This is a genomic window from Pseudomonas sp. GW823-FHT06B06, from assembly GCF_058795195.1.
Genome location: NZ_JBXAHO010000003.1, coordinates 17976 through 40399, shown reverse-complemented (window position 1 = coordinate 40399; position 22424 = coordinate 17976). Strand labels below are relative to the sequence as shown.

Here is a 22424-nt window from a genome sequence, read left to right as displayed (position 1 = left end):
ACCTCTGATCGACCTCGGGGTCGTATCAGCAGCTATTGACCGAACAAAGGCTTCCCATGAGTGAAGATGCACAAGATGTAGTCCTCGTCGTCGAGGACGATCCCTCAATCCTGATGGTGCTGTCGGCCTATCTGTCGGGAGAGGGCTACCGGGTGCTGCAAGCCGAAAACGGCGAGCAGGCCTTCGAGATCCTCGCCAGCAAGCCACACTTGGACATGATGATCACCGATTTTCGCCTGCCCGGCGGGATTTCTGGCGTGCAGATCGCCGAGCCCGCGGTGAAGCTACGGCCTGAGCTCAAGGTGATTTTCATCAGCGGCTACGCCCAGGAAATTCGCGAGACGGATAGCCCGATTACTCGCAAGGCACCGATTCTAGAGAAACCATTCGATCTGGACACGTTGCAGGAACTGATGCAGGACATGCTGTCCTGATCGGGTAGGAGCTGCCGCAGGCTGCGATCATTTGATCTTGCTTTTAAAGATCAAAAGATCGCAGCCTGCGGCAGCTCCTACAGGGGATGGTTGTGTTCGACGCTTGCGCATCGGCGGGTTCAGACACGAATCATCTCCTGCACCTTCGCCGTCAACAGATCGAAGGTAAACGGCTTGGTGATCATCTGCATGCCCGGATCGAGGAACCCGCCGCGCACCGCCGCATGTTCGGCATAGCCGGTAATGAACAAGACCCTCAGGTCCGGCCGCAGTTGCCGGCCGATTTCCGCCAGTTGCCGACCATTCATGCCGGGCAGTCCGACGTCGCTGATCAGCAGGTCGATGCGTTGGACCGAGTCGAGGATCGGCATCGCACTGTCGGCATCGCTGGCCTCGACAAAGGCATACCCCAGATCTCCCAGCACGTTGCTGACCAGTAGTCGCACCGCCGGATCATCCTCGACGATCAGCACTGTCTCGCCATTTTTCGCGTAGGGAGCGTGTTCGATGTTGACCGGGTTGTCCTGGGGCAGGTCACCCCCAAAACGCGGTAAATACAAGTTCACCGTGGTGCCTGCGCCGACTTCACTCTGAATGGCGACATGCCCGCCCGATTGCTTGCTGAAACCATAGATCATCGACAAACCCAGGCCGGTGCCCTGGCCGATGGGCTTGGTGGTGAAGAACGGGTCGAAGGCCCGGTTGATGGTGCTTTGCGGCATACCGCAGCCATTGTCGGTGACGCTCAGTACCACATAGTCGCCTGGCGCGAGGTTACCGTAGGGCTTGGTGAAATCGGCGTCCAGGTGGCGGTTCGAGGTCTGCACCAGCAGTTTTCCACCATCGGGCATGGCGTCGCGGGCATTGATGACCAGGTTGAGCAGGGCGCTTTCCAGTTGATTGGGGTCGGCTTCGGCGACCCATAGCTGATCGCTCAGCTGCATGTCCAAGTGAATGCTTTCATTGATGCTGCGTTGCAACAGTTCGCCCATGGAGACCACCAGGTTATTCATCTCCACGGGCTTGGAGTCGAGCGACTGGCGACGGGAAAATGCCAGCAGACGATGAGTCAGGCTCGCCGCACGATTGGCCGACGTCACGCCGAGGTCGATCAGGCTGTCCAGATCCTCTGTGCGCCCCCGGGCCAGTCGCCGGCGCAATAACTCCAGGCTGCCGATGATGCCGGTCAGCATGTTGTTGAAGTCATGGGCAATGCCACCGGTGAGTTGGCCTACCGCTTCCATTTTTTGCGACTGGCGCAGTGCTTCCTCATTGTGGCGCAGTTGTGCGGTGCGCTCTTCAACCTGTTGCTCCAGGGTCTCGAGGGTGTTTTGCAGGCGCAGTTCGCTCATGCTCAAGTCCACCAGCCGATCCCTGGCCTCATATTGTCGCCTTCGGCCGCGCAAGGCGGCGGCGACCAGGCTGATCAATGTTTCGGGGTGGAAGGGTCGTTCGAGGAACGTGACATTGCCCAGGAGGGGGCCAAAGCGTGACGCCGGATTATGTTCCGGGCCACCATGGTGAGTCAGCAATACGATTGGCAAATCAGACCACGCCGGTTGCTGCTCGATCAGGCTCAACAGGGGTTCGAGATCGCTGCTCAGCAAGGCTTCGGAAGACATGAGCAACAAGCCGGCCCCTTGCTCCACTTCGAGGCAAAGCCCTGGCAGATCAGTACTGACGACTCCGCCGAAGCCCGCTTCATTGAGCAGCATCAAGGCGATCTGACTGTCCCGCCCCAAGGGGGCAAGAATGATCGCACGCTCGGACGTCGCTTCATTGACCGTCACGGGACTTCATCCCCGAGCAGGGGGTTGCTGGCACCCAGATAGGTCGGGACTCCGCGCAATACGCCCTGGAACGTTTCCAGCGGTTCGCCGATGGTCATGCCGTTGGTGCTGATTTTGTATTCGCGGATGGTCGATTCATGGCTGCCAGTGCGTTTTTTGATGATGGAAATGGCTCGCCGCACCTTGCCCAGGGCTTCGAAGTAGCGCAGCAGAATGACCGTATCGGCCAGGTACGTGATGTCTACCGGGGCCTGCATGTCACCGACCAGGCCATGCTGGGCGACTGTCATGAACGTCGCCGCGCCTTTGCGGTTGAGGTACAGCAGTAATTCGTGCATGTGCAGCACCAGGGCGTTCTCTTCCGGCATCGCCGCTTGATAGCCGTTGATGCTGTCGATTACCACGGTCTTGATATCGCCTTCATCGACGCAACGACGAACCCGGTGGGAAAATTCGCCGGGGGAGAGTTCAGCGGCGTCCACTTGCTCGATCAGCAAGTTGCCGGTGGCTTGCAATGCACTCAGGTCGATGCCGATTTTCTTCATGCGAGCGAACAGCAAGCCAAGTTCTTCATCGAAGATGAACAGAGCCGCCTTTTCGCCCCGGGCCACGGCGGCGGCGGCGAAAATCATCGATATCAAGGATTTTCCGGTGCCGGCCGGGCCGAGAATCAGCGTGCTTGAGCCCGTCTCGACGCCACCGCCGAGCAGCGCGTCCATTTCGCGGATGCCGCTGGTCAACTGCTGTCGCTGGTAGGCACCCCGGTGCTCCGCGGCCACCAGGCGTGGGAACACGTGTACGCCGTCACCCATGATGGTGAAATCATGATAACCGCCGCGGTATTTCTGGCCACGGTATTTCACCACGCGAACGCGCCGGCGCTCGGCGCCATAGTTCGGCGTCAGTTCCTCCAGCCGAACCACTCCATGGGCCACGCTGTGCACGGTCTTGTCCAGCGATTCGGTGGTCAGGTCGTCGAGCAGCAGCACCGTGGCTTCGTAGCGCACGAAATAATGCTTGATGGCGAGGATCTGTCGACGGTATCGCAGTGAGCTTTGCGCCAGCAGGCGAATCTCGGAGAGGCTGTCGAGCACGACGCGGGTCGGCTTGACGCGTTCGACGACTTCAAAAATCTGTTTGGTGGCCTCACCCAATTCAAGGTCCGAGGAGTACAACAGCGATTGCTGGTGCTCGGCGGTCAGCAGGCTTTCGGGGGGCGTCAGTTCGAAGATATGGACGTTATCATCCAGCTCCCAGCCATGGGAGCGCGCACCCTGGCGCAATTCGCGTTCTGTTTCGGACAGGGTGATGTACAACGAGCGTTCGCCGGCTTGGGCGCCGGCCAACAAGAAGTGCAAGGCGACCGTGGTCTTGCCGGTTCCGGGTTCGCCCTCAAGCAAGAACACGTGGCCGCGGGACAGTCCGCCATTGAGGATGTCATCGAGACCAGTAATCCCTGTGGCGGCTTTAACGCTGATCAACTCGTTGGATGTAGACAAAAAATGCCCTCTCATGACTAGGGGAAACGAGGCAGCAGACCGATGATGGCGAGCTGCCTGTTCACTTGACCTTGGGCCGCGAGGAGCGTTCAACTTTTTTGAGAGGCGTTGGGTGTGCACTCGCACCGTAGGAGCGAGGCTTGCCCGCGAAGAACGATAACGCGGTACAACAGACACACCGCAGCGCCTGGTTCGCCGGCAAGGCTCCTACGTCGGTAATCTGTTTTATAGCCCCTGCTGCAGGGCCGGATCATCCGGGTTCATCTGTTCCAGCTGCGCCAGCAATATCTGCACGTTCTGCAATTGCCCGCTTTCTTTCCAGTAGTTGATCAGCAACACCCGTGCGCGGCGATCGTTCGGGTGGCGCTGGACGATTTCCTGCAGCTGTTTCTGCGCCGCTTCCAGTTCCTGCTCGCCATGCAGCGTGGTGGCCAGGTCGTAGCGGTAGTCCTTGTTGTTCGGCTCAAGCTCCACGGCCTTGGACAATCCGAGCAGGGCGAACTCGCTTTGGCCGTGATGCAGCAACCAGAGCCCCAGCGCATGTTGCAGATACGCCGAGTCGGGCTGGGCCTTGAGTTGTTTGGCCAACAATTGACGGGCCGCGTCGCTCTGGCCCTGTTTGTCCAGTATCTCAATCTGCATCACCAGCGCCGGCAGATTGCCCGGGTCCAGACGCAAGGTGTGTTCGAGCGCCTGTTGTGCCTCTTTCAGTTGCGCGTTGTGCAAGTACAGGCGCGCCAGCTGATACTGATTGTCGGCACTTTCAGGGGCGTCTTTCAGAACCACCTGCCAGGCGTCGACAGCCTGCTCCAGAGCGCCGAAATACAGGCCAAGATCATCGGGTGACAGGCCCAGCAACGCATTGACGGCGGCCAGGCGCACGCTCTGTTCGCCGTCATCGAGCAAGGGCCCCAGCAGTAGGCTGCGCTGGCCGCTGGGCACCAGCCCGCTGATGCTTTTGATCGCCGCGATACGCACCTCGGGCGCCTCATGCTGCAAGTCTGCATCCGCCAGTTTCAGCGCCACGGAGCTGGGGTAGTTGGGCAGTTCGGCCAGCAGCCAGACGCGCCGCTTGGGTGATATGTCAGGGCGGGCCAGTTGCTGGTAGAGCACCCGCGCGGCCCCCGGCTGGCCGTTTCGGGCTGCCGTCAGTGCTTCGCTGTAGCCGCGCTTGATCGTTTCGGGTACTACCGGGGTGCTGCTGCGCAGGAACATCCAGGCAAGGCCGATGGCAAACAGGACACAGAGGCTGATGAGCAAATAGCGGCGGGACTGGGTCATGCAGAATCCGGAAGCTGACAGGCTTTGGCAAAGCTGTCAGCTTCGGTCAGGCGGCGCCTGGAGTCAAACCCTGACTGCGATACTCAAACCTGTCCAGACCTCGCGGCTATGACTACGCTTGCTGAAGTGGATTGGACAGGCATTCCCATGCAAGCGCTGCTGCAATACTTCAAGGCGATGCTCAACCCTGGGCGCGGGGTGCTGCTGTTCGCCTTGAGAACCATCGCTGCCGGGCTGTTGACTCTCTATCTGGCGTTCGTATTCGACCTCGAACAGCCCAAGTGGTCGATCATGGCCGTGGTCATCATCAGCCAGCCCCTGGCCGGCATGGTGCTGGCCCGCAGCTTCGGTCAGGTCATCGGAACCACCCTGGGAGCGGCAGTGGCCGTGGTCATCATGGCGCTATTCCCCCAGGCGCCGCTGCCTTTCATCATGACCTTGTCGCTGTGGCTGGCGTTGTGCACCGCCGGTGGCACCTTGTTGCGCTATACCAGTTCCCAGGCGTTTGTCCTCAGCGGCTACACGGCGGTGGTCGTGGGACTTTTGGCGGTTCCCGATCAGGACGGGACCTTCCTGCTGGCCGTGACCCGCGTGACCGAGACGTTGCTGGCAGTGGCCTGCGTCTGCATCGTGAGCCTGCTGACCGCGCGCCCGGAAGCCGTGGCCAAGGAGTATTTCGACAGGATCGACCAGGTGATCAAGCTGCTGGCAACCCATGCCAGCGCCGTTATTCGTACCGAGGAAAGCGAGGAAGACTTCCACCGTCGGCAAATGCAGTTGCTGGGGCAGATCAGCGCATTGGAGGGTGTGCGCCGGCACCTCTATTACGATGCGCCGCGCTTGCGCAGCGCCGACGACCTGGTGCAATTGCTCGGCAACCAACTGGTGCTGCTGACGGCAAGACTCACCGCCTTGCGCCACCAGCGCGAACTGTTGCTCGAACGCTGGGAAGGTGAGCTCCCCAAGGAAATACAGCAACTGCTCGCCGAAGAACTGGTCTTGCTCGACGAACTGGCCCGGCAGGGGCGCGCGATACCTGGTGAGCAGCGGCGCCAGTTTGCTGCGTTGCAACAGCGTTTCGATGCACTGGCGTACCGCTCGGAGCAATTGATCGAGCCCTTGAAGGCCACCTTGCGCTCGCTGTCCTGGTCCTTACGCTGGGAGCAGGCGCGCATGCTGCAGCAGCTTGAAATGATTTTGGAGTTGAGCGATGTGATCCAGAGCGGGCGCAAGGCCAGTAGCGTTTTTCGTGGCCAGGCCAACCCTCTGCACCTGGACTTCACCCTGGCGACGATGAATGCCATCCGCGCTTACTGCGCACTGATGGTAGCCGGGTTGATCTGGATCGAAACGGGATGGGATGGCGCGCGGGGTGGGATGGTCGTGGTGGGGATTCTGTGTTCGCTGATGGCGACGTTTCCCCGGCCACTGCTGGCTGCCCAGAGCTATGCCCGGGGGCTGGCGCTGGCATTGGTGCTGTCGGCGGTGCTGCAGTTCGCGCTGGTCCCGATGATCAGCAGTTTCGAGCTCCTGGCGCTGCTGCTGGCGCCCTTGCTGTATGCGGTCGCCGTGGGGTTGTCCAGCCCGGCCACGACGGGCACGGGGATTGGCCTGGGGTTGATGACGTGCCTGTTGTTGGGCCCGCAAAACACCGGCACAGGCCAAAACAGCGCCATCCAGTGGTTCGAGTTTGCGGGCGCTTATGTGTGCGCCGTGACACTGGCGTTGAGTGTCTATGCCCTGATCTTCCCCTTCAGGCCTGTGCTGCGGATTCGCCGCTTGTTCAAGGAGAACTGCGAGCAGGTCTACGCCTTGCTGAAAACCCCGGCCACCGATGAAAACCAGTTCGCCTTCGAGAGTCGCATGGTCGACCGCCTGACCATGATGCTGGGACTGTTGCCCGCCATCGAGGACAAGCCATCGCGCGACCTGTTCGACGTCAGCCTGGGTTGCATGGCGCTGGGCATCGCCTTGAACCAACTGCGGCAACAGGGGCAGAACAACGCATTGCTCAGCCCGGGGTTGCAACGTCGATTATTCGCCACGGTGCGCGAAACCGGGAGGCTGGTGGCCGGTCGGCCCGACATTGGAGTGGACCACGTGCTCGACAGCCTGCACGCCTTGGGCGATGACCTGGACGCGCTGCATTCCAGTGTTCATGAACACCTCTGGTCGGTGTTTCGCATGCGCGTGGCGCTGTTGATCGTGGTGTCATTCCTGGAACGCCACCGTCGCCACTTCGAACCCGCCACCTTGCAAGGAGTACCCGAGCTTGCCCATTGATCTGGAAATAGGCGGCGTCTACCTGCCACCGATCGCCCAGGCGTTGCTGCTGGGGGTACCGGTTTTCCTGGTGCTGGACTGGATCCTGCGGCGTCTCGGGGTGTTGCAGTTCGTCTGGCATGAAGCCTTGTTCGAAGGCGCGTTGTACGTCTGCGTGTGCGCGACGTTGATCCTGGTGATGGGAGCCTGATGCCGTGAAGAAGATCCTTGCCCATCTCACCACGGTGGCGGTAGTGGTGCTGGCTTTCGTGCTCGGCTGGTTTGCCTGGGAGCACTACACCCGTGCACCCTGGACCCGCGACGCACGAGTGCGTGCCGATGTGGTGACCTTGTCCGCCGATGTCGCGGGACGCATCGTCAGCCTCGGCGTGCAGGATAACCAGCATGTGCAGAAGGACCAGTTGCTGCTGGAAATAGATCCTTCACGCTACGCCCTGGCGGTCGAGCACGCCAAGCGTTCGGTGGAAGTGGCGAAGGCCTCGCTGGGGCAGTCCGAGGCAACCATCGTCGCCAGCCAGGCCCTGCTCAAGCAGCGCCAGAGCGAGGAGCGGCGCCGGCGGACCCTCAAGGAGCGCTCGGCGATTTCTGGCGAAGAGTGGGAAAAATCCAGCACCGATGTCTCGGTGGCCCAGGCCGATTTGCTGCGCAACCAGGCCAACCTGGGGTTTGCCCAGGCCAATGTGCAACTGGCGATCGCCGCACTGGCCGAGGCCGAACACGACCTGGAACGCACCCGTGTCGTATCGCCGATCAGCGGCTACGTCACCAACCTTTTGACCCGCCAGGGCGACTACGCTACCGCTGGCGGTCCGCTTGTGGCCCTGGTGGACAGCGATTCGTTTTACGTCAGCGGCTATTTCGAAGAAACCAAACTGCCGCGAATCGGAGAGGGTGATCGGGTCGACATCGAGCTGATGAGCGGCGAACGTTTCGGTGGCACTGTGCAAAGCATCGCCTTTGCCATTGCCGACCGGGAAAACCTGCCGGGCGGCCGCTTGCTGGCGAACATCAACCCCAGCTACACCTGGGTCAAGTTGGCGCAGCGGGTGCCGGTGCGGATCAAAATCGACGAAGACTATGCCCGTAGAGACAAATTGCGCGCCGGTACAACGGCTACCGTGACGGTTCGGGAGAACCACAACGCCCAAGATCACCGCTGACCCCTGTAGGAGCTGCCGAAGGCTGCGATCTTTTGATTTTGAAAAGCAAGATCAAAAGATCGCAGCCTTCGGCAGCTCCTACAGTGGGGTGTTGTCTGCTGGATGGGTAAAAAAAGCCCCGCGACCGAATGGGGCGCGGGGCAAAAAATTGGTTGGTTGCGGCCAACCAAAGGAGCTCTGTATTGCTCGGGGCGGCGTTCCGACGACAATGCGTTAAATCAGGTGCCCAACGGCGCCCTCGGGTTTTTCGCGAGCATGCTCGCTCCTACAACCGTCTCTGGTTGCCAGCCGCCACCGAGGGCCTTGTAGATCGCCACGATGCCGCGGTACAGGTCGACTTCGGCCTGGGCCTGGGTGTCTTCGGCCGCCAGGCGTTCACGCTGGGCATCGAGCAGCACGAGGAAGTCGGCGGTGCCCTCGCGGTAGCGGATTTCGGCGAGGTCGGCGGCTGAACGGCTCGATTCGCTCTGGCGAATCAGCGAAATCAGTCGCTGCTGGCGTTTGCCGTAGTCGCTAAAGGCGTTTTCCGACTCTTCCAGGGCCAGCAACACTTGCTGCTCGTAAGTCGCCAGGGCGCCTTCGGCATCGGCGTCGGCGCCGCGTATGCGGGCCTTTACACTGCCCAGGTCAAACGCCGCCCAGGTGATGCTCGGGCCCAGTGCCCAGGCGTTGGCCGCCGAGGAACCGATCTGCGAGCCACGTCCGGCGGTCCAGCCGAGGAAGCCGCTGAGGCTCACCCGTGGAAACAAGTCGGCTTTCGCCACGCCAATGCGCGCCGTGGCCGACGCCAGTTTGCGCTCGGCGCTGAGGATGTCCGGACGGCGTTGCAACAACTCGGCGGGATCACCGATCGGCAAGGCCTTGGCAATCGCCGGCAAGTCTTTCGGGCCCAGGTCCACGGTCAACTTGTCCGGGCGCTGGCCCAGCAGGGTGGCGATACGGTTTTTCTGTCGCACCTGCTCGGCCTGCAATTGCGGCACGCTGGCTTCGACCGAAGCCAGGCGCGCATCGGCACGTTCCACATCAAGCTGGTCGCCGACGCCGGCATCCCGAAGGCTGATGGTGATCTTGCGCGACTCCTGCTGGTTGTTCAGGTTAGCCAGGGCAATTTTTTCCCGCAGTTGTGCACCGCGAAGCTGGCCATAGGCGTCCACCAGTTCGGCAATCATGGTCACTTGCAACTGGTACAGATCAGCCTCGAGTGCCTGTTGCTCGGCATCCGCCGATTCCAGGTTGCGCTGGATGCGGCCAAAGAGGTCGATCTCCCAGGCCATGTCCAGCCCCAGGTCATAGCGTTCGCTGTTGACACGGTCGGTGGTCTCGCCAGGAATCTGCCCTTTGCCCAAGTCACTGCTGACCCGGCTGGTGATCGTCGGCATGGCGTCATTGCTGACGTCATCGCGGATCGCCCGGGCCGCCTTCCAGCGAGCGAAGGCGACGCGCAGATCACGGTTGCCCTTGAGGGACTCGGTCACCAACTGGTTGAGGGTCGGGTCTTCGAACTGCTGCCACCAGATGCCTTCGAAACGCGAACGGTCGAAGTCCTTCTGGCCGGCTGCGCCCGGCGTGGCCGCGGTGATGTTGGCCGGTTCAAGGGCTTGGGTTTTATAGTCCGGGCCGACGGCACAGGCGCTCAGCGCCAGTACCAGCAGGCTCGGCAGGAAAGCTTTCAAACTCATCAATGCGACTCCAGCTTCAGGGCACGGGCGGCTTTGCGCGCTTGACCACGCTCGACAAAGTTGCGAATCAATACGTAGAACACCGGTGTCAGCAGCAGGCCGAAGAAGGTCACCCCGAGCATCCCGGAGAACACCGCCACACCCATGGCGTGACGCATCTCGGCACCGGCGCCGCTGGAGAACACCAGGGGTACCACACCCATGATGAACGCAAAGGAGGTCATCAGGATTGGCCGCAGACGCAGACGGCAGGCTTCCAGTACCGCCGCCAGCGGATTCATGCCTTCGAGCTGTTTATCCTTGGCAAACTCGACGATCAGGATCGCGTTCTTACAGGCCAGTCCCACCAGTACGATCAAGCCGATCTGGGTGAAGATGTTGTTGTCGCCTCCCGAAGCAATCACGCCGGTAATGGCCGACAGCAGGGTCATCGGGACGATCAGGATCACCGCCAGTGGCAGGCTCCAGCTTTCGTATTGGGCCGCCAGCACCAGGAATGCCAGCAGTACGCAGAGCGGGAACACGAACAGCGCGGTGTTGCCGGACAGGATCTGCTGGTAAGTCAGGTCGGTCCATTCGTAGGTCATGCCGTTGGGCAGTTCTTCCTTGAGCAGTTTCTCGATGGCTTTTTCCGCCTGGCCGGAGCTGTAGCCGGGGGCTGCGGCACCGTTGATTTCAGCGGTGATGAAGCCGTTGTAGTGCATCACACGATCGGGGCCCGAGGTGTCACTGACCTTGATGAAGGTCGCCAGCGGGATCATCTCGCCCCTGTTGTTGCGCACCTTGAGTTGGCCGATCTGGTCGGATTCGAGGCGGAACTGTTGTTCGGCCTGAACGTTGACCTGATAGGTTCGACCGAAACGGTTGAAGTCGTTGGCATACAGCGAACCCAGGTAGATCTGCAGGGTGTCGAAGATGTCGCTGACGGCCACGCCGTGGGTCTTGGCTTTCTCCCGGTCGATGGCGGCATCGACCTGGGGCACGTTCACCGTGTAACTGGTGAACAACCCGGCCAGTTCCGGAACGTTGTGGCTCTTGGCGATGATGTTCATGGTTTCCTTGTACAGCTCTTCGTAGCCCAGGTTGCCCCGGTCTTCGATCTGCAGGCGGAAACCGCCGATGGTGCCCAGGCCTTGTACCGGTGGCGGCGGGAAGATCGCCATGTAGGCTTCCTGGATCCCGGCGAACTGCCCGTTCAAGGCACCGGCAATCGCGCCGGCGGACATGCTCGGGTCTTTGCGCTCATCGAACGGCTTGAGGGTCACGAACACGATGCCGGCGTTCGGGCTGTTGGTGAAACCGTTGATCGACAGGCCAGGGAAGGCCACCGCACTTTCCACGCCAGGCTGTTTAAGGGCCAGGTCGGACATGCGCTTGATCACGTCTTCGGTGCGGTCCAGGCTCGCCGCATCCGGCAATTGAGCGAACGCCACCAGGTATTGCTTGTCCTGGCCGGGTACGAAACCGGTCGGGGTGCTGGAGAAACCGAAGAACGTCAGCACCATCAGGCCGGCGTACAGCAGCAGGGCGATGCCGCTGGAGCGGATCACGCGGGCAACGGTGCCGACATAACCATGGCTGGCTTTTTCAAAGAAGCGGTTGAACGGACGGAACAACCAGCCGCCGAACAGCTTGTCCAGGACCTTGGAGAAACGGTCTTTCGGCGCGTCATGACCCTTGAGCAACACAGCGGCCAGGGCGGGCGACAGGGTCAGGGAGTTGAAGGCCGAGATCACCGTCGAAATTGCGATGGTCAGGGCGAACTGCTTGTAGAACTGGCCGGTCAAGCCGGAGATGAACGCTGCCGGAACAAACACCGCACACAGCACCAGCGCCGTGGCAATGATGGGGCCGGTCACTTCACGCATGGCGCGCTTGGTGGCTTCGACCGGGGTCAGCCCGAGCTCGATATTACGCTCGACGTTTTCCACCACCACGATCGCATCGTCCACCACGATACCAATCGCCAACACCAGGCCAAACAGCGACAACGCGTTCAACGAGAAGCCGAATAGATGCATCACGGCAAAGGTACCGATCAGCGAGACCGGCACCGCCACCAGCGGAATGATCGAGGCGCGCCAGGTCTGCAGGAACAGGATCACCACCAGCACCACGAGGATCAGCGCTTCGAACAGGGTGTGGACCACCGCCTCGATGGAGCCGCGCACGAAAATCGTCGGGTCATAGACGATGCTGAAATCCATGCCTTCCGGGAAGTTCTTCTTCAGCTCGGCCATTTTCGCCCGAACTTCGTTGGAGATCTCAATAGCATTGGAGCCAGGGCGCTGGAAGATCGGGATCGCCACCGCCGGCTGGTTGTTCAGCAGCGAACGCAGGGCGTATTGGCTGGAGCCCAGTTCAACGCGAGCGATGTCTTTGAGGCGAGTGATTTCACCATCGTCGCCGGAGCGAATGATGATGTTCTCGAACTCTTCCTCATTGACCAAGCGGCCCTGAGTGTTGACCGACAACTGGAAGCTTTGCGCATTCGGCGCAGGTGGCGCACCCAAGGCACCGGCAGCCACCTGGCGGTTCTGTTCACGGATGGCGGTTACCACGTCGGTGGCGGTCAGGTTGCGCGAAGCGGTCTTGTTCGGATCGAGCCACACGCGCAGCGAATAGTCGCCCATGCCGAACAGCTGCACATCACCGACACCGCCCAGGCGCGCCAGCTCATCCTTGATATTGAGGATCGCGTAGTTGGACAGATACAGCATGTCGTAGCGTTTGTCCGGCGAGGTCAAGTGCACGACCATCGTCAGGTCGGGCGATGCCTTGTCCACCGTGATACCAATGCGCGTCACTTCCTCGGGAAGTTTCGGCTCGGTGCGGGTCACGCGGTTCTGCACCTGCACCTGGGCGTTGTCCAGGTCCGTGCCCAGGGCGAAGGTGATAGTCAGGGTGATCTTGCCGTCGGCAGTCGACTGCGAGGACATGTACAGCATGTTCTCGACGCCGGTGATCGCTTGCTCCAGGGGAGCGGCCACGGTTTCACCGATGACTTTGGGGTTTGCACCCGGGAAGTTGGCACGGACCACAACGGTCGGTGGCACCACTTCCGGGTATTCGCTGATCGGCAGCTGGAACAGCGAGATGGCACCGGCGATCAGGATTAGCAGCGACAGCACCGCGGCGAAGATCGGCCGTGAAATGAAAAATTGGGAAAAATTCATCGGAGTCGTTATCCCTTAACCGCGTGGGGTCGCAGCAGCCACTTTCACAACCGCACCCGGCGCAACCCTGGCAGGGGCGACTTGGGGCAGGTTGCTGGCTTCCAGCGCTTGTCGTTGTTGGGCCAGGGCAGCGAGGGTTTGCTCGCTGGCCATCGGGATCACTTCAGGGGTGACCGGCGAACCCGGGCGTACCCGCTGCAAGCCCTTGACGATGATGGTGTCGCCCGTGTTCAGGCCGTTACGCACGATGCGCAAGCCTTCGATTTTGGGCCCCAGCTCCACGGCGCGATAAGCCGTGTTGTTGTCAGCATCCATCACCAGCACAAACTTCTTGCCCAGGTCCGTGCCCACCGCCTCATCGTTGATCAACATGGCGTTGTAGGTGCCGCTGCCCACCAGTTTCAGGCGAGCGTAAAGGCCAGGGGTGTAACTGCCGTCGCTGTTGTCGAATACGGCCCGACCACGGATGGTGCCGGTTTTCGGGTTGACCTGGTTGTCGACGAAGTTCATCTGGCCCAGGTGCGGATTGCCGTCTTCATTGGACAGGCCCATGTACACCGGGGTGGTGGCGCCGCGTTTGCCCTGGCGGGCGAGCTGCGTGTACTTGAGGAACACGCGCTCGTCGGCATCGAAGTAGGCGTAGACCTTGTCGGTGGAAACCACGCTGGTCAGCGGGGTGGTGTCCGCCGTCACCAGGTTGCCGGCGGTGATTTGCGCACGGCTGACGCGACCGCTGATAGGGGCGGTGACGCGGGTGAAACTCAGGTTCAATTTGGCCAGATCAAGCTGCGCTTGCAGGGCGCCGACCGCGGCACGAGCCTCTTGGGCAGCACTGGTGCGCGAATCGGCCAGCTCGGCGGAAATCGCATTGCTGGTGCGCAGGCGTTCGCCACGCTGGGCTTCGTTTTCGCTGCGGGTGGCGTTGGCGCGGGCCTGGGCCACCAAGGCCTCGAGGCGACGGACCTCGGCCTGGAACGGACGCGGATCGATCTGGAACAGCAGGTCGCCTTTCTTGACCAGGGCGCCTTCAGTGAACGTCACTTCATCGATCTGGCCCGATACCCGTGGACGAATCTCTACGGTTTCCGGCGCTTCAAGGCGGCCGGTGAATTCGTCCCATTCGTTGACCGGTTGCTCAAGCACCTTGGCCACGCTGACCTTGGCCGCGGAAGGGGTAGCGGCAGTCTCTGGCGTCTTGCCGCAAGCGCTCATCACCACTACGGCCAACACGGCCAACGGCAAGCGCAAATGTTTGAGTGACTGTTCCATGGATGCATCCGCCAATGTATTTAAGATTGGCGAATGATGCTCGGCAGGGTTGTATCGCACGAATCGAATGGGGCGAAGGTAACTATCATTCGGAATGATAGGAGAGAGCCGGGCAGCTCTCTAGCCTGCGCCTTGCGTCAGGCGGTGATCAACCCGGTTGATGGCAATTGTGTGTTTCCAGATTGGCAATGGTCTGCTTTGGATCGAGTCGCGGCCATTCGCGAGCAGGCTCGCTCCCACATTAGATTTAAGCAATGCCGTGGGAGCGAGCCTGCTCGCGAAGAGTCTATCAGCCTCGATAAATCAATCGGATCAGGCCAGACTATCCGGATCTCCAAAAAACATCTGAATCCGCGATCTCAACCAACGCTCCCCCGGATCATTGTCCTGGGAACCGCGCCAAGCCATGTGCAATTCAAAGCTGCGCACTGGCAGCGGTGGATCTTCAGCCCGCACACCGCCGGCTGCCGTCAGTGCATCGGCCGTATAGTCAGGCACGGTGGCCACAATGTCGGTGCCGCTCAACAGCGTGCCCAGCCCGTTGAATTGCGGCACTGCCAGCACCACATGACGTTTGCGCCCGAGCTTTTCCAGTTCTTCATCGATAAAGCCGCTCAGGTCACCGGCGAACGACACCAGTGCATGGGGTCGCGCGCAGAAGTCGTCCAGGCTCAAGGGCCCGGGCACGGTGTCGGCGCGCAACAGTTTTGGCGAACTGCGGCGCAATACTTTGCGCTTGGCATTGGCTGGCAGGTCAGTGGTGTAGCTGACGCCAATGGAGATTTCTCCGGAGGCCAGCAAATTGGGCATCAATATGTAGTTGACCCGTCGCACCACCAGCACGATCCCCGGCGATTCGGCGCGCAGGCGCTTGAGCAGCATGGGCAGCAGGGCGAATTCGACGTCGTCCGACAGCCCGATGCGAAATACTGCGGTGCTGGTGGCGGGGTCGAATTCGGCGGCACGGCTGACGGCGGTGGAAATCGAATCCAGAGCCGGGGAGAGTAGGGCGAAGATCTCGACCGCGCGTGCGGACGGCTCCATGCTGCGGCCGGTGCGCACGAACAACGGGTCGTCGAACAGCCCGCGCAAGCGCGAGAGCGCCGCACTGATGGCGGGCTGGCCGAGGAACAGCTTCTCCGCGGCGCGGGTCACACTGCGTTCGTGCATCAGGGTTTCGAACACGATCAACAGGTTCAGGTCGACACGACGCAGGTCATTACGATTCATCTTGAGTCCTGGCAGAGTCAGCAAACTTGACGTGAGCGGCCATATGGGAACAATGGCCAGCAGGAATATTACGGGGAAAGGCTGGTACTCTGCACCGAGTAATTCATTTTTCCCACATCGGCTGCTCTGGTTTCCTACGACATTTGACGAGGTTGCTGCAGCTGCGGAATCAATGACAGGCATGTCGACTATTAATAGCCACTGATAGTGTTGGGTTAAAAGCCCAGCTAGAGTTCAAGGCATTAGAGGTTCAATTGGCGAGGTTTGCGATGTCCCGCACGATCCGTTTTCACAAGTTTGGTCCAGCCGAGGTGCTCAAATGCGAAGAGCATGCGGCGGCTCTGCCTGCTCCGGGCGAAGTGCAGGTGCGCGTCGAAGCCATTGGCATCAGCTGGTATGACACCCTCTGGCGCCAAAACCTGGCGTCATCCCACGCCCGTCTGCCTGCCGGTATCGGCCAGGAAATGGCCGGTGTCGTCACAGCCGTCGGTGAGGGTGTCGATGACCTGGAGGTCGGTGACAAGGTTGCCAGTTTCCCGGCCCAAAGCCCCAACGATTATCCGGTCTACGGCGAACTGATCGTTCTGCCGCGTTCGTCGGTAACGCGTTACCCGGACGTGCTCAGCCCGATTGAAGCCAGCGTGCATTACACGCCGCTGTTGATTGCCTATTTTGGTTATGTCGACCTGGCGCGGGTCAAACCGGGGCAATTCGCCCTGGTCACCGACGCCAGCCACTGCGCCGGCCCTTCGTTCGTGCAACTGGGCAAAGCCTTGGGCGTACGAGTGATCGCCGCGACCAAAACCGCGGAGGAACGTGAATACCTGCTGTCGTTGGGTGCCGAGAAAGTCATCGTCACCGAGGAAGAAGACCTGTTGATGCGCATCAACAAGATCACCGACAACCGCGGTGTGGATGTGGTGTTCGATGGTTTGGGTGGCCCACAGATGTCGTTGCTCGGTGATGTCCTGGCGCCCCGCGGCAGCCTGGTGCTGTACGGCCTGCAGGGCGGTAACCAGACACCATTCCCGGCGTGTGCGGCGTTCCAGAAGAACATTCAGTTCTTCGTGCACTGCATCGGCAATTTCACCGGCAAGCCGGAACTGGGCATCATCCAGGACCAGGTCGCGCTGCAACGTGCCTTGCGTGACATCAACCAGCTGACCGCCGATCGCGTGTTGCTGCCGCTCAAGACCCGGGTTTTCCCATTCGCCGAGTTTGTCGAAGCGCACCGCTACATGGACGAATGTCCATGCCGCGAAAGGGTTGCGCTGCAAGTCGAACCTGCTTGACCCCTGCAAAAGAGTCCGTGCCTGCACGGACTCTTGCGTTTTTAGCGCTTTGCCTCCCCACATGAGACGTTCCACCGGCCTGTAGGTGGATCGGTTCAGCAACTGAACCGGTTTTTGCTCTCGATCTGTAGCTTCTAATCAACATCCAAGTACTGATAATTGCATGATTACTTTCATCTCAAGGAATGAGTCATGGCCAGGTATCTTGCCGACACTTTTCAGTGCGCGTCGTTGACGCATGTTCGACAACTAGTGATTTTCTGCGTGGTCGGCACATTATTACGAGAAGCTACTTTCCTCATTTTTTGTATTAAATGTCTGTGGGACGCTGTCGGAAATTTCCTAGGATCCCGAAGGCAATCGCAACAAACCCCTGCCAAGCTACTGTGCGCCAGTCCTTGCGGGCCTATCAGGCTTGCAGTGATCTATTATTTCAAATGATGACAAAAAACTTTATTGTTAGCATTTGGTAATAAAGTTCAGTAATTAATCTCTCTTCGGGCATTCCTTGCGCTATGCGTGAAGTTGTTTGCGTTGTGTCGAACTTTTGAATATCAGGTAAATAGAAATGAGCCATATACATGATCAGGCGATGAATAATGTCTATCAACAAGTGCTGCAACGCTTGTTGAGTTTTTTTTCACGAGCCGAGCGCACGGCTTTGCAGTTGTTGATCCAGCGCCTGGCTGTGGCTGCCGGAGGAATGGATCGAATAGGTAATTACAAGGTATTGGTGGTCCAGTGCGGATCGCGGGACAGTTGCTACACCCTGGCACTGCTGCGAGCCGCACAGTTGACAATCGCCACCCGCGCGCCCACGACATTCAAGCTGCGCTTGGCGACCCTGCGGCTCAATGGCATGAGCCAGCTGGCACTGGATAACATCCATCGAAGCTACAACGCCTTGTTCATCTACGACGATCCCCGGGTCGATGTGCTGATGGTTGATAACAGGGAAGTGCTGGCGTTCGATCACCGCGCGCCGGTCTCGCGCGCCGCACGTGAATCCAACCGCATGAACCTGCTACTGATCGGCCATCGTGGCGTCGTGGACGGACCGCTTGAGCTGTGGGACGACAGTTTCCTGGCCACTGGCGAGTTCCATGGTCAGATCGCCCGCTGGAACAATGGCGTCGATGCCTTGGTCAGTGGCGACTCACCGCGCCAGCAGAAGCGGTTCATCGAAGGGCTCAAGCGCGCGGCCGCCAAGGCTGGTCTGGCATCGTCGAACCGTCATGAGGCGGCGGATTACGGCGGGTTGTTCATGTTGCTTGATGAGTTCGGCAGCGACTGTTATCAGGCCTTTTATGAAGGCTACGGCCAGGAGGCCTGGCGTCCGGCAGAACAGTTTGAGGCCTGTCGCCGCACGACCTACATCGATATCCACGACGTGCTGGTCAGCCAGCTTGAAGAGCGTTGGCCGATACTGACCGAGTTTCTCGGGTATCAGCCCGATGAGCTGGCAGCTCATCTTGGTGAAAATCAATATGTCAGTGTGGCGGTCTCGGCGCACTTGCGGGGTTTGCAATCCTGCTTCGTCCAGGGCAGCACGTACTTGGCAGGTGTTACACACTACCTGCAGCGCGCCTTGGTGATGATGCGGCGTAACCAGCTATCGGAACGCTTATGTGAACGGGCAGACGGCGCATATGGCAACCCCTACAAGCTGGCCGGCCAGCGCGCACTGATCGCCGACGAGGCTTATCAGAGCCTTGGCCTGAACGAGGCACAATGGGTGTGCCTGCTGTTTGCGCCTTTTATCGGGCAAGGTGCGTCACTGGAGCGCTTCCTGCGCCAATGTCACCCGGGCATGCTCGTGGCCTTGCCCGAGTTGCATCGGGCCATGCAGGGGCATCCAGTGGCGGAGCAGATCCTGCAGTGGATAGTCGATGTCAGCGGCCTGCCTGTCAGCCTGGTCGGCAAGTTGTATCGCATGGAACCGTTGGTGCAGGAGGCCACGTCGATGAGCCCGCCCCACAGCCCTGTCTCGGAACCCGAGCAGGCAAGCGACGAGGCGTCGATGACCGGTGAACGGTCGGCAGGGCGTTGAACATGCGCATGTTGCCGGCCTCTTCGAGTGAGCGTGACCGCTACCCCCACGCAAGCGATCCCCTGCCATGAAAGGACAACGTGAAACCGATTTCGCCTATCAGTCGGTCTACCGATACTTGACCTGCCTGATCAGCGAGCTCGTCAGCGACAGCCGGGTACGACTACCATCCTTGCGTGAACTGGCCGGGCGCCTGAGCGTTTCGATCTCGACCATCCAGTATGCCTATGCGCTACTGGAAAAGGAGGGGCGGGTGTATTCGGTGGCCAAGTCCGGTTACTACGCGTTGCCGGTTGCCCCTACCAGCACGCTCTACGATGGCAGCGACTTGCTCGAGAGTGTGTATGTCAACGCCCGCCTGCCCGCCATGCTGGTCCTGAGCGCGGATGAGCCGGCCTTGCTGCAACCGCTCGACAGCCCCTTGTTGCTGCTGGAAAGGGAACTGCTGCGCCAATACCCGCGCCAGCCACAGCCGTCTGCGCAGCCCTGTGGCGAGCTGGAGCTGCGTACCGCATTGGCGGCGCGCTATACCACCTCTGCGGTGCGCTGCTGGCATGCCGATGATGTCTACATTGGCGCTGACCTGCGCGGCGTGCTGGAAATCCTCATCGTCGTGTTGGATCTCAAGGATGCCGCGGTGGTCGTCGAGTCGCCCTGTGACTGGGCGATACTGCGCTTGTTCCAGGCGGCCGGTGTGAAGGTGATCGAATGGCCGTTGCTGGGCGACGGTAGCCTGGACGACAAGTGCCTTCGGGACCTGCTGGAAGCCGAGCCGGTACGCCTGGTGATGGTGTCGTCCGGGCTGAACATGCCCCGAGGCAGCAGGGCACCCGATGAGAACCGGCAGGTGATCGCGAACTTGCTGGAGCGGTATGGCAGTTGGGTACTGGAAAACGATTGTTATGGCGAACTCGGGTTTGAGCCCGATCAGCGGCGGTTTCGCGATCTGTTGGCCCCGGAGCGCTTGATGGTGTTTTCCACGTTCGAAAAGATCATCGGCCCGGAAGCCCCTTATGGCTACCTGCTCTCGCGCGATATGAGCAGCGAGCTGCAACGGCAATTCCTGTTGCGCGCCTTTCGCTTGTCGCCGATTCGCCAGAAAGCCATCGCCCGCTTGTACAGCAACGGACGCATCGATCAACACCTGCAGGTACTGCGCCGACGCCTCAAGGACGGCAAGGAGCAAATGGCCCGGATGCTCCAGGAGCGCCTGGGTGACGCGTTGCAGTTCGTCGAGCCCCAGGGCGGGGCGACGATCTGGCTGCGCTCGTTGCGCCAGGTCGATATGAGCCGGGTGTTTCAGCGATTGCTCAGGCAGCAGGTGGTCGTTGCGCCCGGCGAGTTGTTCAGCCTGCAAGGCTTGCATGGGCAACACTTGCGCTTGAGCCATGGCGTTGGCAGCGACCAGGAACTGGCCGCCGCGCTGGGCTTGCTGGGGGACGCCTTGCGCCTTGAAGCCGTTGATTGACCCTGTGCAAAATGATGCCAATGGAACGATTCCATCGAGCGCTGGATAAACTGCATCGCGCTATGGTCAAACTGCCAGTAAACTCCGCTTCTACTCCTGAACTCTATTCCAGAGGTATTGCATGACACTCAGTCCTTTTGCGGGCAAACCGGCACCGGCAGAATTGTTGGTAGACATCCCGCGACTGGTCACGGCCTATTACACCGGCCAACCCGACGCCGCCATTTCGACCCAGCGGGTGGCCTTCGGTACGTCCGGGCACCGAGGCAGTTCGTTCGACTTGAGTTTCAACGAGTGGCACGTCCTGGCAATCAGCCAGGCCATTTGCCTGTATCGCGAGGCCCAGGGCATCAATGGCCCTTTGTTCGTCGGCATCGACACCCACGCATTGTCCACGCCGGCGGGTGCCAGCGCCCTGGAAGTGCTGGCGGCCAATGGCGTGACGGTGATGATCGCCGAGGGTGACGAATACACGCCGACCCCAGCGGTTTCCCATGCGATCCTGTGCTACAACCGCGGCCGTACCTCTGGACTGGCGGATGGCATCGTCATCACCCCGTCCCACAACCCGCCGCAAAGCGGGGGCTACAAATACAACCCGACCAATGGCGGCCCGGCCGATACCCACATCACCAAGTGGATCGAAGCCAAGGCCAACGAACTGTTGGCGAACAAGCTCGCCGGGGTCAAGCGCATCAGCTACGAGCAGGCGCTGAAGGCCAGCACCACCCATCGCCACGACTACCTCAACACCTATGTCGCCGACCTGATCAACGTGATCGATTTCGACTCCATTCGTGATGCCAAGCTACGCTTGGGTGTTGACCCCCTGGGTGGTGCGGGCGTGCGCTACTGGTCGGCGATTGCCGAGCATTATCGCCTGGACCTGGACGTGGTGAACCGGCAGGTCGACTCGACTTTCCGTTTCATGACCGTCGACTGGGATGGCCAGATTCGCATGGACCCATCGTCCAGCCACGCGATGCAGGGGCTGATCGGCCTGAAAGAGCGCTTCGACGTGGCCTTCGCCTGCGACCCGGATCACGACCGCCATGGCATCGTGACTCCCTCTGGCGGCTTGCTGGCGCCGAACAACTACCTGGCCGTGTCGATCGATTATCTGTTCCAGAATCGCCCGCACTGGCGAGCCGACGCCGCGGTGGGTAAAACCGTGGTCAGCAGCGGCTTGATCGACCGCGTGGCCAAGCGCCTGGGACGCCGCCTGTACGAAGTGCCTGTGGGCTTCAAGTGGTTTGCCGATGGCCTGTTCGACGGCTCCCTGGGCTTTGGTGGCGAAGAAAGCGCGGGGGCTTCGTTCCTGCGCAAGGACGGCAGCGTCTGGTGCACGGACAAGGACGGTCTGATCCCGGCCTTGCTGGCGGCTGAAATGACTGCACGTACCGGTCGCGACCCAAGTCAGGCCTACCGCGCGCTGACCGATGAACTGGGCGAGCCGTTCTCGGTACGGGTGGATGCCAAGGCCAACCCGGAACAAAAGGCCCTGTTGAGCAAGCTGTCACCGGATCAGGTCACCTCGACAACACTGGCGGGTGAGCCGATCCAGAGCATTCTCAGCCATGCACCGGGTAACGACCAGGCCATTGGCGGCCTTAAGGTCATGACCGAAAATGGCTGGTTCGCGGCGCGTCCGTCGGGGACCGAGGATATCTACAAGATCTACGCGGAAAGCTTCGTCAGCGACGACCACCTCAAGCAGTTGGTCGCTGAGGCACAGACCCTTGTAGATGGCGCTATTTCTGCGAAATGATTGATGGCCGTCTTCGCGAGCGTCACGTGTCTGTAGGAGCGAGCG

At 60.6% G+C, this 22424-nt stretch carries 15 protein-coding genes; 8 read left to right on the top strand and 7 right to left on the bottom strand.

Translation table 11 applies throughout. From position 1 onward, the window contains the following. Positions 1-56 precede the first annotated feature (56 nt). Positions 57-434, top strand: coding sequence for a response regulator (locus AC1Q8Q_RS03170; protein ID WP_020797118.1), 378 nt, complete (start codon positions 57-59; stop codon positions 432-434). Between the two features lie 119 nt (positions 435-553). Here AC1Q8Q_RS03170 and AC1Q8Q_RS03165 read toward each other — a convergent pair whose 3' ends face one another. The 3 genes from AC1Q8Q_RS03165 to AC1Q8Q_RS03155 form a co-directional block, all read right to left on the bottom strand. After that, positions 554-2224 carry an ATP-binding protein gene (locus AC1Q8Q_RS03165; RefSeq protein ID WP_168758198.1) on the bottom strand — a complete coding sequence of 557 codons (1671 nt, stop codon included), beginning with the start codon at positions 2222-2224 and terminating at the stop codon, positions 554-556. Next, positions 2221-3723 (bottom strand): ATPase domain-containing protein, encoded by a 1503-nt coding sequence (locus AC1Q8Q_RS03160; RefSeq protein WP_168758197.1) that lies wholly within the window; start codon positions 3721-3723, stop codon positions 2221-2223. The genes AC1Q8Q_RS03165 and AC1Q8Q_RS03160 overlap by 4 nt, the downstream gene beginning before the upstream one ends. 225 nt (positions 3724-3948) lie before the next feature. Continuing rightward, complete coding sequence (locus tag AC1Q8Q_RS03155) at positions 3949-5004, bottom strand: tetratricopeptide repeat protein (RefSeq protein WP_083349153.1); 1056 nt, start codon at positions 5002-5004, stop codon at positions 3949-3951. Between the two features lie 147 nt (positions 5005-5151). On the opposite strand from AC1Q8Q_RS03155, the gene AC1Q8Q_RS03150 reads away from it, so the two are divergent. Genes AC1Q8Q_RS03150 through AC1Q8Q_RS03140 form a run of 3 tightly spaced genes read left to right on the top strand, consistent with a single transcriptional unit; the run spans position 5152 to position 8447 of the window. Next, positions 5152-7287, top strand: a complete 2136-nt coding sequence (locus AC1Q8Q_RS03150; protein ID WP_492614850.1) for an FUSC family protein — start codon at positions 5152-5154, stop codon at positions 7285-7287. Further along, positions 7277-7477 carry a DUF1656 domain-containing protein gene (locus AC1Q8Q_RS03145; protein ID WP_008061285.1) on the top strand — a complete coding sequence of 67 codons (201 nt, stop codon included), beginning with the start codon at positions 7277-7279 and terminating at the stop codon, positions 7475-7477. The genes AC1Q8Q_RS03150 and AC1Q8Q_RS03145 overlap by 11 nt, the downstream gene beginning before the upstream one ends. Before the next feature lie 4 nt (positions 7478-7481). Next, positions 7482-8447, top strand: coding sequence for an HlyD family secretion protein (locus AC1Q8Q_RS03140; RefSeq protein ID WP_020797113.1), 966 nt, complete (start codon positions 7482-7484; stop codon positions 8445-8447). A 218-nt stretch (positions 8448-8665) separates the two neighbouring features. On the opposite strand, the gene AC1Q8Q_RS03135 is transcribed toward AC1Q8Q_RS03140, so the two are convergent. The 4 genes from AC1Q8Q_RS03135 to AC1Q8Q_RS03120 all read right to left on the bottom strand — a co-directional run bounded on the left by AC1Q8Q_RS03135 (position 8666) and on the right by AC1Q8Q_RS03120 (position 15801). Further along, positions 8666-10126 carry an efflux transporter outer membrane subunit gene (locus AC1Q8Q_RS03135; protein WP_168758193.1) on the bottom strand — a complete coding sequence of 487 codons (1461 nt, stop codon included), beginning with the start codon at positions 10124-10126 and terminating at the stop codon, positions 8666-8668. Further along, positions 10126-13302: an efflux RND transporter permease subunit gene (locus AC1Q8Q_RS03130; protein WP_020797111.1), complete on the bottom strand. Its 3177-nt coding sequence runs from the start codon at positions 13300-13302 to the stop codon at positions 10126-10128. Before AC1Q8Q_RS03130 ends, AC1Q8Q_RS03135 begins: the two co-directional genes overlap by 1 nt. A gap of 15 nt (positions 13303-13317) precedes the next feature. Next, the gene (gene mexE / locus AC1Q8Q_RS03125) at positions 13318-14571 is read right to left on the bottom strand and encodes a multidrug efflux RND transporter periplasmic adaptor subunit MexE (protein WP_020797110.1); all 1254 of its coding nucleotides are present in this window, start codon (positions 14569-14571) and stop codon (positions 13318-13320) included. Positions 14572-14883: 312 nt separating this feature from the next. Beyond that, positions 14884-15801, bottom strand: a complete 918-nt coding sequence (locus AC1Q8Q_RS03120; protein ID WP_020797109.1) for a LysR family transcriptional regulator — start codon at positions 15799-15801, stop codon at positions 14884-14886. A 269-nt stretch (positions 15802-16070) separates the two neighbouring features. On the opposite strand from AC1Q8Q_RS03120, the gene AC1Q8Q_RS03115 reads away from it, so the two are divergent. The 4 genes from AC1Q8Q_RS03115 to pgm all read left to right on the top strand — a co-directional run bounded on the left by AC1Q8Q_RS03115 (position 16071) and on the right by pgm (position 22379). Next, the gene (locus AC1Q8Q_RS03115; RefSeq protein WP_020797108.1) at positions 16071-17093 is read left to right on the top strand and encodes a zinc-dependent alcohol dehydrogenase family protein; all 1023 of its coding nucleotides are present in this window, start codon (positions 16071-16073) and stop codon (positions 17091-17093) included. A 568-nt stretch (positions 17094-17661) separates the two neighbouring features. Further along, on the top strand, positions 17662-19143 hold the full coding sequence (locus tag AC1Q8Q_RS03110) for a hypothetical protein (protein WP_033043565.1): 1482 nt from the start codon (positions 17662-17664) through the stop codon (positions 19141-19143). Between the two features lie 67 nt (positions 19144-19210). Then, entirely contained in the window at positions 19211-20611 is a 1401-nt protein-coding gene (locus tag AC1Q8Q_RS03105) for an aminotransferase-like domain-containing protein (RefSeq protein WP_492614817.1), read from the top strand. A gap of 121 nt (positions 20612-20732) precedes the next feature. Further along, positions 20733-22379, top strand: coding sequence for a phosphoglucomutase (alpha-D-glucose-1,6-bisphosphate-dependent) (gene pgm, locus AC1Q8Q_RS03100; protein ID WP_168758191.1), 1647 nt, complete (start codon positions 20733-20735; stop codon positions 22377-22379). Positions 22380-22424 lie beyond the last annotated feature (45 nt).

Excerpts from the sequence above, each read along its gene's own strand:
- AC1Q8Q_RS03170 (WP_020797118.1), top strand. The coding sequence starts at position 57 with ATGAGTGAAGATGCACAAGATGTAGTCCTCGTCGTCGAGGACGATCCC.
- AC1Q8Q_RS03155 (WP_083349153.1), bottom strand. The coding sequence starts at position 5,004 with ATGACCCAGTCCCGCCGCTATTTGCTCATCAGCCTCTGTGTCCTGTTT.
- AC1Q8Q_RS03150 (WP_492614850.1), top strand. The coding sequence starts at position 5,152 with ATGCAAGCGCTGCTGCAATACTTCAAGGCGATGCTCAACCCTGGGCGC.
- AC1Q8Q_RS03135 (WP_168758193.1), bottom strand. The coding sequence starts at position 10,126 with ATGAGTTTGAAAGCTTTCCTGCCGAGCCTGCTGGTACTGGCGCTGAGC.
- AC1Q8Q_RS03130 (WP_020797111.1), bottom strand. The coding sequence starts at position 13,302 with ATGAATTTTTCCCAATTTTTCATTTCACGGCCGATCTTCGCCGCGGTG.
- mexE (WP_020797110.1), bottom strand. The coding sequence starts at position 14,571 with ATGGAACAGTCACTCAAACATTTGCGCTTGCCGTTGGCCGTGTTGGCC.
- AC1Q8Q_RS03120 (WP_020797109.1), bottom strand. The coding sequence starts at position 15,801 with ATGAATCGTAATGACCTGCGTCGTGTCGACCTGAACCTGTTGATCGTG.
- AC1Q8Q_RS03115 (WP_020797108.1), top strand. The coding sequence starts at position 16,071 with ATGTCCCGCACGATCCGTTTTCACAAGTTTGGTCCAGCCGAGGTGCTC.
- AC1Q8Q_RS03110 (WP_033043565.1), top strand. The coding sequence starts at position 17,662 with ATGAGCCATATACATGATCAGGCGATGAATAATGTCTATCAACAAGTG.
- AC1Q8Q_RS03105 (WP_492614817.1), top strand. The coding sequence starts at position 19,211 with ATGAAAGGACAACGTGAAACCGATTTCGCCTATCAGTCGGTCTACCGA.
- pgm (WP_168758191.1), top strand. The coding sequence starts at position 20,733 with ATGACACTCAGTCCTTTTGCGGGCAAACCGGCACCGGCAGAATTGTTG.